The sequence below is a fragment of the Mesorhizobium sp. M2A.F.Ca.ET.046.03.2.1 genome, from assembly GCF_003952425.1.
GTDB lineage: Bacteria > Pseudomonadota > Alphaproteobacteria > Rhizobiales > Rhizobiaceae > Mesorhizobium.
The window spans coordinates 198,965-213,890 of the sequence record NZ_CP034449.1; the positions used below are offsets into that span (position 1 = coordinate 198,965).

15 protein-coding genes are annotated in these 14,926 nt (G+C 62.1%); 9 read left to right on the plus strand and 6 right to left on the minus strand.

The window, feature by feature from the left end; translation table 11 throughout:
* Nucleotides 1-75: 75 nt before the first annotated feature.
* The 4 genes from EJ072_RS01180 (at nt 76) to galE (ending at nt 3,829) form a co-directional block, all read left to right on the plus strand.
* Nucleotides 76-549, plus strand: a complete 474-nt coding sequence (locus EJ072_RS01180) for a carboxymuconolactone decarboxylase family protein (RefSeq protein ID WP_126061808.1) — start codon at nt 76-78, stop codon at nt 547-549.
* Nucleotides 550-801: 252 nt separating this feature from the next.
* Nucleotides 802-1,155 carry a hypothetical protein gene (locus tag EJ072_RS01185; protein ID WP_126078217.1) on the plus strand — a complete coding sequence of 118 codons (354 nt, stop codon included), beginning with the start codon at nt 802-804 and terminating at the stop codon, nt 1,153-1,155.
* 491 nt (nt 1,156-1,646) lie between these two features.
* Nucleotides 1,647-2,705: a UDP-glucuronic acid decarboxylase family protein gene (locus EJ072_RS01190; protein ID WP_126078218.1), complete on the plus strand. Its 1,059-nt coding sequence runs from the start codon at nt 1,647-1,649 to the stop codon at nt 2,703-2,705.
* Nucleotides 2,702-3,829 carry a UDP-glucose 4-epimerase GalE gene (galE, locus tag EJ072_RS01195; RefSeq protein WP_126078219.1) on the plus strand — a complete coding sequence of 376 codons (1,128 nt, stop codon included), beginning with the start codon at nt 2,702-2,704 and terminating at the stop codon, nt 3,827-3,829. Before EJ072_RS01190 ends, galE begins: the two co-directional genes overlap by 4 nt.
* Nucleotides 3,830-3,909: 80 nt before the next feature.
* On the opposite strand, the gene EJ072_RS01200 is transcribed toward galE, so the two are convergent.
* Nucleotides 3,910-4,455, minus strand: a complete 546-nt coding sequence (locus EJ072_RS01200; RefSeq protein WP_245463232.1) for a DUF995 domain-containing protein — start codon at nt 4,453-4,455, stop codon at nt 3,910-3,912.
* Between the two features lie 648 nt (nt 4,456-5,103).
* Between EJ072_RS01200 and EJ072_RS01205 the strand changes: the two genes are divergently transcribed.
* Entirely contained in the window at nt 5,104-6,021 is a 918-nt protein-coding gene (locus EJ072_RS01205; protein WP_126078221.1) for a lysylphosphatidylglycerol synthase domain-containing protein, read from the plus strand.
* Between the two features lie 5 nt (nt 6,022-6,026).
* A complete protein-coding gene (locus tag EJ072_RS01210) occupies nt 6,027-7,106 on the plus strand; it encodes a glycosyltransferase family 2 protein (RefSeq protein WP_126078222.1) in 1,080 nt (359 codons plus the stop codon).
* Between the two features lie 126 nt (nt 7,107-7,232).
* On the opposite strand, the gene EJ072_RS01215 is transcribed toward EJ072_RS01210, so the two are convergent.
* The 3 genes from EJ072_RS01215 to EJ072_RS01225 form a co-directional block, all read right to left on the minus strand.
* Nucleotides 7,233-7,637, minus strand: a complete 405-nt coding sequence (locus tag EJ072_RS01215) for a hypothetical protein (protein ID WP_126078223.1) — start codon at nt 7,635-7,637, stop codon at nt 7,233-7,235.
* A 234-nt stretch (nt 7,638-7,871) separates the two neighbouring features.
* Entirely contained in the window at nt 7,872-8,930 is a 1,059-nt protein-coding gene (locus tag EJ072_RS01220) for an acyltransferase (protein ID WP_126078224.1), read from the minus strand.
* 178 nt (nt 8,931-9,108) lie between these two features.
* Complete coding sequence (locus EJ072_RS01225; RefSeq protein ID WP_126078225.1) at nt 9,109-10,980, minus strand: cellulose synthase catalytic subunit; 1,872 nt, start codon at nt 10,978-10,980, stop codon at nt 9,109-9,111.
* A gap of 546 nt (nt 10,981-11,526) precedes the next feature.
* Between EJ072_RS01225 and EJ072_RS01230 the strand changes: the two genes are divergently transcribed.
* The 3 genes from EJ072_RS01230 (at nt 11,527) to EJ072_RS01240 (ending at nt 14,315) form a co-directional block, all read left to right on the plus strand.
* Nucleotides 11,527-12,438 (plus strand): glycoside hydrolase family 26 protein, encoded by a 912-nt coding sequence (locus tag EJ072_RS01230; RefSeq protein ID WP_126078226.1) that lies wholly within the window; start codon nt 11,527-11,529, stop codon nt 12,436-12,438.
* Between the two features lie 128 nt (nt 12,439-12,566).
* Nucleotides 12,567-13,067 carry a DUF995 domain-containing protein gene (locus EJ072_RS01235; protein ID WP_126078227.1) on the plus strand — a complete coding sequence of 167 codons (501 nt, stop codon included), beginning with the start codon at nt 12,567-12,569 and terminating at the stop codon, nt 13,065-13,067.
* A 90-nt stretch (nt 13,068-13,157) separates the two neighbouring features.
* Entirely contained in the window at nt 13,158-14,315 is a 1,158-nt protein-coding gene (locus tag EJ072_RS01240) for a hypothetical protein (RefSeq protein ID WP_126078228.1), read from the plus strand.
* 5 nt (nt 14,316-14,320) lie between these two features.
* Here EJ072_RS01240 and EJ072_RS01245 read toward each other — a convergent pair whose 3' ends face one another.
* A complete protein-coding gene (locus tag EJ072_RS01245; RefSeq protein ID WP_042637981.1) occupies nt 14,321-14,626 on the minus strand; it encodes an addiction module antidote protein in 306 nt (101 codons plus the stop codon).
* A gap of 2 nt (nt 14,627-14,628) precedes the next feature.
* Complete coding sequence (locus EJ072_RS01250) at nt 14,629-14,916, minus strand: type II toxin-antitoxin system RelE/ParE family toxin (RefSeq protein ID WP_126078229.1); 288 nt, start codon at nt 14,914-14,916, stop codon at nt 14,629-14,631.
* Between the last annotated feature and the right edge of the window lie 10 nt (nt 14,917-14,926).

The window sequence follows — 14,926 nt, forward strand, 5'->3', positions numbered from 1 at the left end:
TGACAACTTACACTGTAAGGTTCATCGTTCGCATACCTTACATCGTAAGGCTAACAAAAACCAGAGGAGAACATCATGTCAGTCATTCGCATCGCCTCAGCCGTGCATTCCTGCCTTCGTTCCGCCTCGCTCATCGCCATCGCGGGCGCGTTTGCCGTGGCGCTCGCATCCGCGCCCGCCCGGGCTGATGACTACGACGCCACCCTCAAGGACATCCAGTCGACGATGGGCGGCGTGCCGAGCTTCGTCAAACAGTTCCCGAAAGCCGGTCTGCCCGGCGCGTGGGCCGAGGTCAAGGCCATCGAGCTCAGCGACAAGACGGCGCTGACGCCGAAGGAGAAGTCGCTGATCTCGCTGGCGGTCGCGGCGCAGATCCCCTGCAGCTACTGCATCTGGTCGGACACCGAGAACGCCAGGCACGCCGGCGCCACCGACCAGGAGATCCAGGAAGCCGTCGCCATGGCGGCGCTGACGCGTCACTGGAGCACCATCTTCAACGGCATGCAGGTCGATTTCGACCAGTTCAAGAAAGAGATGGGCGGAGAATGAGGGCTCAGGCACAAGGTACCGAAGGTGAAAAAATGGCCCGCGGCGACGCGGGCCATTTTGTTGCCACGCTTTGCCGGCCGGCACCGGCGGGATGTCCGGCGGTAAGCCGTCTCGCCCCTTGCGGCAACAGAAAATCCGTGCAAGCGTTCAAACAGCTATCGCTAAATTAACCAAGTTGCCATAATGAGTTGGGGTGGGCGGCTAATCGTGATTCGAACATAAGCGCCGCGCGCTTGAGGGGATTTTTACTTCATGCTGATGGCCTATAGAGGCTTAAGCCGGCCCTGCCTCAACAAAAATTTTCGCATTCCAATGAAGGCCCTGCCCCGTCTTTTTGTCCTGGGTGCGTTGTTGGCAACTTCCGGTTGCCAATACTTCAACTTCGGTCAGTCGAGCTCATTCAGCGTGTCGCAAAGCGGCAACGCCGCCTTGATCGACTTGAAACCAACCCGACACATCCATACAGAGAGCCCGTCTCGCTCGGCGCCTGTGGTAAGGATCAATCCTTATCTTGGGAACGCTGACTTTATTTGCGGCCCGAGCGGCTTTGGACAGCAATCGCATTGCTTCGCCAGAAGTGCCGGGGCGGTCGCCGAGAACATCTAGCCACGATGCGCAATCTCGACACGGCGTCTTGCTGACGTTGCTTCGAGGCTTCAAGGATGATGCCGAGAGCCTCTCCCGGCCTGCTGCCGCAATTCGATGAACGCGGCGCCGTTACCAAGCTTTCCGGGGCAGCGTCTCACCGCTGATGCGCCCTGTGCGCCCACTCCTTGGTTAACCATTCGCAAAGACGTGAGGTTAACAAAACGCTAATTTAGTTGACTACCCCCGACACAGGTATATCTTCGTATGCGTTGGGTGTGCAATTTGGGCGAGCAGTCTGCGGTGGTGGCAACCGACTCGTGGATCGCGACTTAGGGGCGGAAGGGACGCTTATGCGGCGAAGACAAGCCGTAGAGCGACAGCCTCGCGAACTCAGAAAAGTATGACGCACATCAGTGCAGGCGGTTCTGCCTCTGCGGAGGAATCGCCGTTGTGACCTGGTCGGGCAATGCCCGTCCCGGAACGGTAGTGTGTGTGCGTACGAGGTTGGCATGAATAGGGTCATCAAAGTTCTGAAGCCGGTTCGATCGGGTCGAAAAAGCATCGATCGCGGCCGGGCCCTGGTCACCGGCGGAGCGGGATTCCTGGGTTCTCATTTGTGCGAGCGGCTGCTTGCGGACGGCTATGAAGTCATCGCCCTGGACAATTTCCACACCGGCAAAAGATACAACCTAGCCGGTATCGCGCGCGACGCCGCCTTCACCTGCATCAGCCACGACGTTGTCGATGCCTTGCCGATGGATATCGCCGTCGACGAGATCTACAACCTCGCCTGCCCGGCGTCCCCGCCTCACTACCAGGCCGATCCCATCCACACGTTCAAGACCAGCGTGCTCGGGGCAATCAACCTTCTGGAACTTGCCCGGCGCCACAACGCCAAGATATTCCAGGCCTCGACCTCCGAGGTTTATGGCGACCCGCTGGTTCATCCGCAGCCCGAAGGCTATTTCGGCAACGTCAACACGCATGGCCCGCGCGCCTGCTACGATGAAGGCAAGCGCTCGGCCGAAACGCTGTTCTTTGACTATGCGAGAACCTACGGCCTCGATATCCGGGTGGCGCGCATCTTCAACACCTATGGGCCGCGCATGCGGCCCGATGACGGTCGCGTGGTGTCCAATTTCATCGTCCAGGCACTGCGCGGGGACGATATCACCGTCTATGGCAACGGCACCCAGACGCGCTCCTTCTGCTATGTCGAAGACTTGATCGAAGGGTTTATGCGGCTGATGCGGTCGCCCGCGGGGCCGAACCATCCGGTCAACCTCGGAAACCCCGGCGAGTTCACCGTCATGGAACTGGCCGAATTCGTCCTCGATTACACCAATTCCCGCTCGCGGATCGTGCACAGGCCGCTGCCCGTCGACGATCCCCGGCAGCGCAAACCCGACATTTCCTTCGCCAGGCAGCATCTCGGCTGGGAGCCGAGAATCGCGCTCAGCGAAGGATTGTCCCACACCACGGCCTATTTCGAAGCCCTGCTGGGCCGCCGGCAGCCCGGGACCTCACGCGGCGACCATCTGTCCTCCGGCGGGGCTTTGGCGCTATGAGTGCCCGCCCCATCCTGGTGACGGGCGGCGCCGGCTTCATCGGCGGCCACACCTGCAAGCAGCTGGCGGCGGCCGGCTACCTGCCGGTGGTCTACGACAATCTCAGCCGCGGCAACGAGAAAGCGGTGGCCTGGGGGCCGCTGGTGGTCGGCGATATCCGCGACCGCGGCGCGCTCGAGCGGGCCATCGCCAGCCACAGGCCGCAGGCGGTCGTCCACTTCGCCGCGCTCGCCTATGTCGGCGAGTCGGTCAGTGACCCGGCGGACTATTATTCGGTCAATGTCGCCGGCACGATCGCCGTGCTCGAGGCCGCGCGGGCGAACGGCATCGGCAACATCATCTTCTCCTCCAGCTGCGCGACCTATGGCATGCCCGAGGCGCTGCCCGTGCGCGAGACCTCGTCGCAGAACCCGATCAGCCCTTACGGCCGCAGCAAGCTGATGGGCGAACAGATCATCAAGGACCATGCCGCGGCCTATGGGATGAAATACGCGATCCTGCGCTACTTCAACGCCTGCGGCGCCGACCCCGACGGCGAGCTTGGCGAATGGCACACGCCGGAAACCCATCTCATTCCCAGGGTGTTGATGGCGGCGTCCGGCATGATCGAGGCGATCGAGGTTTTCGGCACCGACTACGAGACAGCGGACGGCACCTGCGTGCGCGACTACATCCATGTCGGCGACCTCGCCCGGGCGCATCTCAAGGCCCTCATGCATCTGGAGGCCGGCGGCAAAAGCCTTGCTGTCAACCTTGGCACCGGCCGCGGGGTCTCGATCAGGCAGATCATGGAGGCGGTCGAGCGGATCACATCGCGGCCGGTCCCGGTCATGTACAAGGCGCGACGCCCCGGCGATCCGGCCGGGCTTTTCGCCGACCCCGGCCTTGCCCGCGAACAGCTGGGCTTCGTGGCGCAACTTTCCGACATCGACACTATCGTCAGGACGGCCGCACCCTTTTTCGGGCTCGGTCCGGCCTTGCGCGATTCCGGCGCTTCGGCCGCCATGCCGCGCGCATTGCGCGCGCCGCGCGGCGCGAACGTCAATCAGAAACGCCGGCCCGCAAGGCCGGCGGTCGGCCCTGTGAGTAATGTGTCGGGGCGCGGGCTCGCTGAGTTCGGCTAAGGCCGGCTCAGCGAGCCTCCACTTTCCAGATCCAGCGTCACGCTTGCTCGGCCCAAAATTGGCCGAGCATTGACGCTGCGTCAGCTCTTGGTGTCGATCAATTTGCGGGCAGCTTCAAATTGAGCACCCTTGGTGTTGCCCGCCTCGAACTTCTGGTGCTCGTCGGCGGGATCGTCCTTGGCGTGCTTGAAATCATACCACGTGCCATCGGGATCCTTGCGCTGCTCGATGTTGCCCTTGTCGACACGATGGCTGTAGCAGGTACGCTGCGGCTTGGTGGAGTAGGTCTTGGACCGCCAGGCAAGTTCCATGCACATCTTGCCCTTTTCCGTTACCAGCCAGCGGCCTTCGCCGACGGCCGGCGAATCTTCCCCCTTCGTCCAGGCATGCAGGCGCCTGTCCATTCCGAAATAGGCGGCGCCGTTCTTCCAGTTCCAGGTGCGGTCGGCGTAGAGAAGCTGCAGCTCGAAAGCCGTCGGAGCAATGTCGGGCTTGGCAGCGGCCTCGACGGCCGCACCGGTCTTCGCCGGAGCCGCGCCGGCGGCGCCGCTAAAAGCAAGCTGGCCGCAGGCGACCAGGAGCGGAACCAGCCAGCCGCCTCTGGCAAGCCGATCGGCCCTGCTCAACTCAAGTCGACTCCGTTCGGATGCCGAAGTGGCTTCAGCTGTCGTTCCGATGCGCGTGCACATATCAATACCCCCTCTCGACCCCGACACGGCGGGGCCGATGAACCATGATCTGGAAGATGTTTCTTCGGGGCCTGCCGCGAGCCGTCACGATGCCCGGGCCTGTCGGCCCAATGGCGGCGCGATCAGCGCCCTTGAGCCTATTAACAGCCGCGCGCGGCCCGATGTCAACTGAGTCGAGGCCCAAGTGATCACTACAAGCCGTTAGTTAACCAGGGATATTACAATGTTGTATAGTCTGACCTTGCCTGGGCGATTGGATGTCGCCAGAATAGCTTCGGCAGGGGGCTGCTCCACATGTTAGACAGCGCAGAAACAAGTGAGTTGCGAGGCGCGACGGCCGGCGGCAAGCCGAGACTGTTGCCGCTGGCAATGGTTCGTCGAACCTCATGACGCAGTGATCGACCACCTCGACAAGACTGCGACCAAGCTTGTGGATTCGGATACGATGCTGGTCTATAGGATCACCCGCCCGTGACGGCGCGCCCGTCGAGCCGCGTCGGCGAAGCGACCCGCGGATAAAGGCGTGAATTGTCGAACCACCGGATAAGCCGCTCCAACGCGGCGGTGGCGCCATCGGAGAATTGGTTGAAGCGAGCGATATCGATAATCGTCACACTGGCGCTGCTGGCATGGCTTGCCAGCGATCAGCGCTGGAAGATGGTTGGCGATGCCTTCGCCTCCATCACGCCCGGCGCCTTCGTGGCGGTCGCGGCAGCGCTGTTCGTCACCTATGTGCTCAGGGCGCTGCGCGTCTGCGACGAGTTCCGCGACGATGTGAACGGCCGCTTCGGCGCCGCGCTGCGTATCATCCTGATCCACAATGCCATGATCAACGTCGTTCCCTTCCGCGGCGGCGAGACGGCCTTTCCGATCCTGTTGCGTCAGGTGTTCGGCGTGTCGATCGTGCGCGCCAGCGCCTCTCTTCTCTGGTTCAGGCTGCAGGACGCTTTCGTCGTCGGCGTGCTGGCCTGCCTCGTTTGGCCGGGCCTCCATCTGGCGCTGCGGGCCGCCGGCATTGCGGCGCTGATCGCCGCCGCCTGGTACCTGCCGCGCTGGGCCCGCGCGCCGCACAACTGGACAGCCGGCGGCAGGATCGTCTCCAAGCTCGGCAAATTGCGCGACATCTTCACTGAGGCGACGGGGCGCTCGCGCTATGGCTGGTGGTGGACGATCGCCAACTGGGCGCTGAAGCTCGGCGTGCAGGGCTGGCTGCTCGCCATGCTGCTCAACACCTCGTTCCAGACCGCCTTTCCCGGCGCCGTCGGCGCGGAGGCAGCCGCCATCCTGCCAGTGCAGGGCGTCGCCGGCTTCGGCACCTATGAGGCGGGCGCCGCCGCGGCGCTGCTCTATTCCGGCATTGCCATGAAGGACGGCTTGCAGGCGGCGCTCGCGCTGCATCTCTTCATCCTGTGCTCGGCGGTCGCAACCGGTGCGATCGCCTGGCTGTTCCCCTCGAAATCGACGCTGCCGGAAACCCCGGCGGCGGGACCGGCAAGGAAATGACCGCCATGAACGTGCTTCCCATCCCCGCATCGGGATTGCCCGAGGGCGCCGTCATGCCCGAGCACAAGCTTTCCATCGTCATCCCGATGTATAACGAGGCCGACAATGTCGAGCCGCTGCTTGTGCGCATCCATCAGGCGATGGAGAATTACAGCCAGCCATGGGAGGTGGTGCTGGTCGACGACGGCAGCACCGACGCCACCCCCGCCGAGATCCGCCGGCTGGCGGCGCAGTACGGGCCGTATGTGCATGGCGTGGAGCTGGTGCGCAACTACAAGCAGACCGCCGCCATGCAGGCTGGCCTCGACGCCGCGCGCGGCGATGTCATCGCGACGCTCGACGGCGATCTGCAGAACGACCCCTTCGACATTCCGCGCATGGTCTATCGCTTGCTGACCGAGGATCTCGACCTCGTCGCCGGCTGGCGCAAGGACCGCAAGGAAGGGTTCTGGTTGCGCCGCCTGCCGTCCCGCATCGCCAACAGGCTGATCGCGCGGGTCACCGGCGTTAAGCTCAAGGACTATGGCTGCAGCCTGAAAGTGTTCCGCGGCAGCGTCATCCGCAGCGTGCGGCTCTATGGCGAGATGCACCGCTTCATCCCGGCGTGGCTCGCGACGGTGACGACGCCGCGACGCATAGCCGAGGAAGTGGTGACCCATCACGCCCGCATCCACGGCCAGTCGAAATACGGTATCTCACGTACCTTCCGTGTGGTGCTGGACCTCGTCTTCATGTTCTTCTTCCTGCGCTATCGCACGCGGCCCGGCCATTTCTTCGGCGGCATCGGCATCGTGCTCGGAGTGCTCGGCTCGCTGATCCTGGCCTATCTCTTCGCGATCAAGGTTTTCTGGGGGCAGGATATCGGCACCAGGCCGATGCTGATCACCGGCTTCTTCCTGGTGATCGCCGGGCTGCAGGCGGTGACGTCGGGCGTGCTGGCCGAGATGCTGTCACGCGTCTATCTCGAGGCCAACGGCGCGCTCGCCTACGTGGCGCGGCCGCAGCCCGCGCATGGCGAGGGTGACGGCTGGCACTGGCCGAGCAAGGCGGCTGTTGTCGAAAAGCCGAAGGCGCGTCGGAAGTAATCCCGCCGGCGTCCGTCGGCCGGAACCGCAACGGGCGAGCAACCGAAGGGCAAGAGGCAGCGTGCCGTCAGCACGCAAATACCCTCTTGCCCCGCGATCACGCCCCCCGGCGACGGATTGGGTGGGTTAGCGCGCCCGGCAGGCCGAGCGCTGGCCGAAGCCACTCGGGCCGCAGATCCACGGCGAATGGCCAAGCAGCGGACCGACGCTGCCCATGCTGTAGGAAATCTTGACGGGCCGTGGCACACGAGCAGGCTGCGGCCGGACGAAGGTGGCATAAGCCTCTTCCCTCACGCGCGTCACGCTGGACGTCTGCGTCAGCGACTTGCGGTGAACGCGATGCAGCCGATGCTTCATGACATATTGCATCTTCTTTGTGGTGGTGTGGGCTGCCGGGTCGATGCTGATCGAGCTGGTCTTCATCGTGTCCATGCTCTGGCAACCGGACCCGATCGAGACCAGTGCAAGAGCGGCAATGGCGCAAGCATATCTCTTGCCTACGGCCGCTGCTTCCTTCATGAAATCGTTCATTGTCGTCCCCTGCCACGAAATAAGCGTTGTTTTCGCGCGGATATATTCCCTCTTTGCTTGGCTTCCGCGCCACGCGAACGGCTCGCCGCCATTCACATCATGGCTCAATATTAGAGGGGACTTATTAAAATTCGTGCAAACGAGATGATGAGCGCGGTCTTTCGCGACTCTATCGACTATTATTAAAATGCGAACGTTTATTTCGGCAGCCGCTCTTTCCGCCCAAGCCGACGGTCAATTTCTGGCCAGCGTAGCTGTGTAGGACAGTCTCGCCTTCAGGCGGCTCAACGGTTGTTCCAACAAGTGCCAGGAGGTCGCGGCAGCCGCGACCGTGACCAGGCCCGCAATCACGAACCGGATCGGACCGAGCGGAGGAAACTGCGTCTCGAAGGATTCGCAGAACAGGAAGACGACGGCCAGTGCGGGGAAATGATAAAGATAGATCCCGTAGCTGATACGGCCCAGATATCGCAAAACGGAGTTCTCTGCCAGTCGCTTGATCAGGCCCTTGGCACCTGCGCTCGCCCAACACACGACAGCGACCAAAGGTACGACCGTCAGGAAGTCGCCGAGGACGAAGTTGAACATGGCCGCCTGCAGCGTGAATGAAACCGCCACGATGGCGATGGCCGCGACGCTTGCTATCGCCAGTCTCCACCGCAGCACATCGGTCAGTCGATTGGAAGCTTCGATCGCCGCGAGAAGGGCGCCGGCGCCCAAAGCGTCAAACGCGGCCGGCGTCAGCACGTAACGGGCCGGCCCTTCCGGAAGATAGAACATGATGGCTGCCCGAAAGGCGACTGCCGCAAGGATGACCCCAATCAGCGTCGGGATTAGTGTTTGACGAGGGCTCAGTACGATCAGCAGCGGCCAAAACAAATAAAACTGCTCCTCGACGCTCAAACTCCACAGATGGGCGAGCTGCCAGGGGTCCCAGTTACCGTTTAGCGCAAACAAGACATTGGAGAGGTAGGCAGCGTGCCAGGGCAACGATGTCCGGATTTCGGGCAAGAAGGCGGCCGCCAAGGTCAGCATCACGTAATATGCCGGAAAAATCCTCAGGGCCCGCCGCAGATAGAAGACCAGGATGACTCCGAGAGCGCCCTGCGATCGGGCCACTTCTTTCGATCGGATCAAGATACCCGTGATCAGGTAACCGCTGATAACAAAAAACAGCCGAACACCATAATGCCCCCAGGGTGAGGCTTCATCCCAGAAGTGCGAGTACATGACGGCGAATACAGCAACCGCTCGCAGCGAGTCTATCTGCGGCCTATACTCGGGATTAGGCATGATGGTGAGCAGGAGATGCCCGCTTGCCAGGGCTTAGCGTCGTCGCGTCCAGACTAATCACACGCATTCGCGCGCGACGACGACCACCAAAGAAGCGAGTCCGCCGAATAGGATTTGAACTATGAACGACAGCTGTCTCCGGGCATTCCATTCGACCATTCATTCGACTCTTGAGGCTTCATTCACCCCAACCGGGATCAAAGCGGAACCTTTGGCTTCCGAGCTCGCCGCGGCCTGCACCGGAAACCGGATACGTGACCTTGACGATGTGTAGGCCGGCGCCCTGCTGCAGTCCATATATGCCTTGCAGCCCGCGATCGTAAAATCCCGCCAGCGGGATTAATACGGCGACGGCGGCGAGCGATCCTTGCAGGGCAAACTTGCCTACGTTTTGCCGCAGCGAAATCTTGTTCTCTGTCAGATGCTTGCCAACTATCACCACGACCAGCAATCCGTAGATCGTCGCATTGAACGCGGCCAACCAGTAGAAACCGAGGGCCCTCGAAGGATGCTCCACAAGAAGAACCGGCAACGAAGCACCAACCGCAAGCAGGGCGTATGGCACGATGACGCGGGCGGGCAGAAGGTGTTTTGGGCCGCTGCCTTTTGGAGTGACGCGGAAATCGACGAATGACTTGGTCAGATAATCGCGAACCGATGCCAGCGTTCCTGCCATCACCCAGGGCCAGCGCGCGAACAGATGGAAGAGTGTCCCTTCCCAACTGACAGCCTTCGCCGAGAATGGACGCGAGAGACCTAACCTCTTTAGAAAGATCACCAGAGCAATCGGGATGGCCGCGCTTGGCATATAGTAGAAAAGGAATTCCGGATACGCCACGTTGGCAAAATTGTCGCCCGACAAAAGCGCGTAGATCGGCATGATATATGTCGCCATCGCGAACAAGGCGAACATGGGATACCAGAGCTGGCAGAATACGAACTGCCGTCTGAGCCTCGGGCTGAGCTTGGACAGATATGTCGGCGTGTATTCAAGCAGGATGGTCGTCAAGCTACGCGACCATTGGAATTCCTGAGTAATCAGATCGGCGAAAGTCTGCGGACCGTCGCCATTCGCGATTGCATCGATGGCATGGACGCCGCGCCATCCGGCGGCGTTGATCAGCATCGAGGTTGAATGGTCCTCGGCCAGTTCAGGACCCAGCCCACCAGCTTGCCGCAACGCAATGGTGCGCACGGCATAATGCGAACCGATGCAGAGCGGGGCGCCGTTGCTGGTGTAGCCGGATTGCAGGGGGCCGTGGAGCATACCTTCCACAAACAGCCGGCCGCGCGCGGCCCAGCTTTCGTTGGCATTGTTGTCGCAGATACTGGGCGCCGAGACATAGCCGACGGCGGGATCGGCGAAGGGATAAAGGATTTCCCTCAGATAGGTCGGCGTCGGCACGTGATCGGCGTCCATCTGGGCGACGAAGTCGTAGCGCTCGTAACCGTAGTGGTCGTAAAAGAAGGCCAGATTGCCTTCCTTGCAGCGGGTCCGGCGCGGCCAGGTCTTGCGGTGATAGTCCTCGCGGCCGCGCCTGGTCGAAATCAGCACGCCATGCGCGTCGCACCAGCGAACCGTCGCCTCGGTCGGATCCTCGTCGGCAAGCCAGGTGTCGTGCGGATAGTCCTGCGCCAGCATCGCTTCCAATGTGCGCTGCACCACGGCGAAAGGCTCCGACGGCGCCTTGGTGACCACCATGGCGACGCGCGAATGCTTCGGGATCATGTGCAGCTTCGACGACTTCCTCGAGGCATGGACGTTGAGCAGGAAATACATCGGCATCAAGGTCAGCCAGGCCAGCACGATTGTGGCGAAGGCAAAGGGCCCGACATGATCGATATGCTCGGGCCGCAGCCACCAGGACCAGAAGAAAGCCAGCGCGACGAACCAGGAAGCAAGGCCAAGCCGCAAGATCAATTGCTGGCGCGGCGTGAGCACCGGCACGAGATAAGGACCCTTGGGGCCGTGGCCGGTCGAAACCGCGCCAGCCTTGCCCATTGACGTCGTTTTGCCGCCGACAACGCCGGCATCCCCAGATACGCCCATACTACCCACGCCCTGTCCGCCCGGCTGAGCCGGTCGAACGCATTCATCCCCGCTACAGAATCAGCTTGAGCTAATGCAGTGTCAACAGAATTAGGTTTTCGTTAACCAAGCTTATTGGAAACTGGTTAACCAACCGCGGCTTCCGCGACCTTCACGGTCGGCGCGCGGCCGCAACGCCCGGCTGAGGTGAAACGCACGGGGCCAGCGCGAGCCACCTTCCGTTAACCATACCGGCAGCTATAAGGTTAAGTAACGGTTAATTGCGCTTGACTCTCGCCGAGCATAGGCTCTCATATGAGAGAGGGTTAATATCGTAATGTTGACGCGAATTTGTGAGTATCGCGGCGACCTCGTCTCAAGATCCAGCTATAGAGGTTGGAGAGACCACAATAACGGACGGCACAGCGTAGAACGTGCCAGTTCTAGTCGCTCAGAAAACCCGCATCACGTCGGCAAACCGATATTGGGTTTGCGTGCCGGCTTCAGTCGGCACGTTGTGGCAAGCTTCAAGGTCCAGCGGGACATTGAAGCCCATCGGAGGCGGGTATGAAACTCTCTACAGCAACCGCGCTTGTGTCGGCGCTTATTCTCAGCGTGGCCTTGCCAGCGTCGGCGGGTTCGCAGACGGGAACGGATCCGATCAAGACGAGCTCGGCCGCGTCGGCGTTCGGCTCCTACGATCCTTATGGCGATTTCAGCAATGACAAGTCGGCCAGCATCGAGGAACTGTTCCTGCCTTGGGAAGACGTCGACCTGTCGACACTGCCGCTGGCCGACGCCTACGCCCAGCAGCGCGGCCGTTCGCTGCTGATCACCATCGAGCCTTGGACATGGTCGAAGGACTGGCGCATCACGCCGCCCGAGCTGAAGAATGGCATATTGAGCGGCAAGTACGACGCCAACATGCAGGCGATCTGCAACCTCGTCGGACAGATGAAGAGCCCGGTCACCATCCGCTGGGCGCAGGAAATGGAAGACACCAACGGCCGCTTCACCTGGGCAAACTGGGCGCCGAAGGACTGGATCGCCGCCTACAAGCGCGAGGTGGACGTCTGCCGCAAGGCCGCGCCGGCGGCAAAATACATGTGGTCGCCCAAGGGCGTCGAAGGCCTGGAAAAATACTATCCCGGCGACAACTATGTCGACGTCATCGGCCTTTCGGTGTTCGGCCTGCAGAAGAAGGACAATGACGAGGTCGGCCGCGACCGGACGTTTGAAGAGACGCTGAAGCCAGGCTATGACCGTGTCGCGAAATTCAACAAGCCGGTTATCGTGGCTGAACTCGGCTATGTCGGAAAGCAGGACTACGTGTCGAAATGGGCCGACGACTCGCGCAAGTCCTATGCGGAGTTTCCGGCCCTTACCTCGGTCGTCTACTTCAACCAGAAGGAAGTCTGGCCGTGGCTGGGCGGCTATGGCCTGCCCGACTGGCGGGTGACCCAGCACGTCTTGCCATAAGAGACGTGATCATGCTCGTCCCGGCCAGACCGGGACGGGCTCCGGCTAAAGGTGTTGAAGTGGGGTTGCCGCCGAGCTGCTCGGCGGCGCGTGAAGCGTATGCGTAAATCAGTTGGCGGAGTAAAATCGTGAAAAGCGCAGTGGGGAAGTTTGTCGGAGCGGCGCTGGTCTGCTCCGTTTTTGTTATCGGCCTGCAGGACGCCGCAATGGCCAAGGCCGCGAACAGGATCGGCGACAAGGCGGCGAAGGCCACCGCCGTCTCCGAAGAAGGCATCTATCAGCTCTACAAGAACCGTTCCTGGCGTTGGGGCAACCATGGCGCCGCGTTTTTTGCGGTTAGCAAGCGGCAGTTTACGGCCTGGTCCACTGAGGACAAGCCTAGCGACGGCGAGGGTATCTGGTTCATGCCCGGCAGCGGCAAACTGTGTTTCCGGGCTACCTGGCGCGGTTCATGGGGCGCCAAGACCTCCTTGAGCTGCTTCGAGCATCGCCAGGCCGGCAAGGTGATCTACCAGCGTAGATCTCCGAGCGGAGACTGGTATGAGTTCAGGGACCGCCGCGGCAAATCGGACCTGCGCAATGGCGACTATGCCAGCAAGAAGGTGAAACGATTCAAGGCGGGGCTGTAGTCGCGGACGCAGCTCGACTTGAAGTAGCGCGATTGCCAAGCACGGCGATTTCGCGCAACGGTCGTCGCGGCTGAAACGACCGCGTGACCGATGCCGGGGGCTGACGGAACGATCCTGATAACCGGCGCGCGCGCGCCGGCGGCGCTGCATCTGGCGCGCCTTGTCCACGGCGCCGGGCGCGGGGTGATCCTGGCCGACACGCCGGCGCGGCCGGTCGCGGCGGCGAGCAGGGCCTGCGCGCGCTATCATCGACTGCCGCCGCCGCGCTTCGAGCCGCAGGCCTATGCGAATGCGGTGGAAGCGCTGACAAGAGCCGAAAACGTCCAACTGGTCATCCCGACCTGCGAGGAAGTCTTTCACCTTGCGCTGGCCTGGCGCGGCAGGACCATGCCGGCAAAATTGTTCGCCCCCGACATCAGGTTGCTGGCGCAGGTTCACAACAAGCACAGCTTCATCCGGCTGGCCGAACAGCTTGGCCTGGCGGTGCCGGAGACGACGCTTCTCAATTCCCGCGACGATCTGGAGTCGGTGCGCGGCCACTCGCGCGACCTGGTGTTCAAGCCGGTCTGGTCGCGCTTCGCCAGCCATGTCCTGCTGCGACCGACACCGGATTTCCTCGATGCGATCGCGCCCTCCCCTGCCATGCCCTGGGTGGCGCAGCGTTTCGTCGAGGGCGAGGAGATCAGCGCCTATGCGGTGGCGCGCGAGGGACGGCTCAAGGCGCTGACGCTCTACCGTTCTCCCTATCGCGCCGGCAAGGGCGCCGGCATCTTCTTCGAGCGGGTCGAGGACGAGGCTGCACGCGATCTGGTCGAGCGCATCGTCGCGGGCACGACCTGGACCGGGCAGATCTCCTTCGACCTGATGCGCGAGCCGGGGGGCCGCGTGCTGCCGCTCGAATGCAATCCGCGGGCGGTCAGCGGCCTGCATTTCTTCCGCGATCCGGCGCGGTTTGCCGCTGCTGTGCTTGGCGACGGTCCGGAAGTCAGGCCGGACGTCACATTGCCGCAAACGGTGCGGCTCGCGATGTGGATCTATGGATTGCCGGTGGCGCTTCGTTCAGGTGGGCTCGCCCGCTTCCGCAAGGCGATACGCGAAGGCCAGGAACTGCTCGATTGGCCGGGCGATTCAGCCCCGGTCAGGGCGCAATGGCCGGCGCTGGCGGAGATCGCCGGGATGGCGTGGCGTGAGCGGATCAGCCTGCAGGCGGCGTCGACGCGGGATATCGAGTGGAACGGGCCGGGCTGATATGCTCATGCCCCGAGCGAGCCAGGGCCGATAGGTTTCACGTCAAGTTGCAGACCAAGCGCCTTGGTGACACCCAGCAGTGTGCTGAGGCGAGGGTCGCCCTTTTCGCTCAATGCCTTGTAGAGCGCCTCACGCGTGACGCCAGCTTCTTTCGCCACAGCCGTCATGCCTATGGAGCGCGCTACATCGCCCAACGCATGCGTGATGAGCGCAGGATCACCATCCTCGAAGGCAGCCTCGATGTAGGCCAAGCGATCCTCCGGGGTTTTCAGGTAATCGAGGATGTCGAAGCGAGTGGTTTCGAGAGGCATCGTCATATCTCCTTTGCCATTTGTTTCGCCTTGGCGATGTCGCGCCTTTGGCTGGACTTGTCGCCGCCACAGAGCAGGATGATCACGGCGTTTCCGATCTTCACAAAGTAGAGCCGGTAACCTGGGCCATGGTCGATCCGAAGTTCGCCGATGCCATCGAAATATTTGACATCACCGATGTTGCCGATTTCGACCCGACGAATGCGGGCAGCGATGCGCAGGCGAGCCGCAGCGTCGCGAAGTCCGTCCAGCCAGTTGGTGAAATCGGCCGTCTGCCGGACCTCGATCATGTGTGAACTA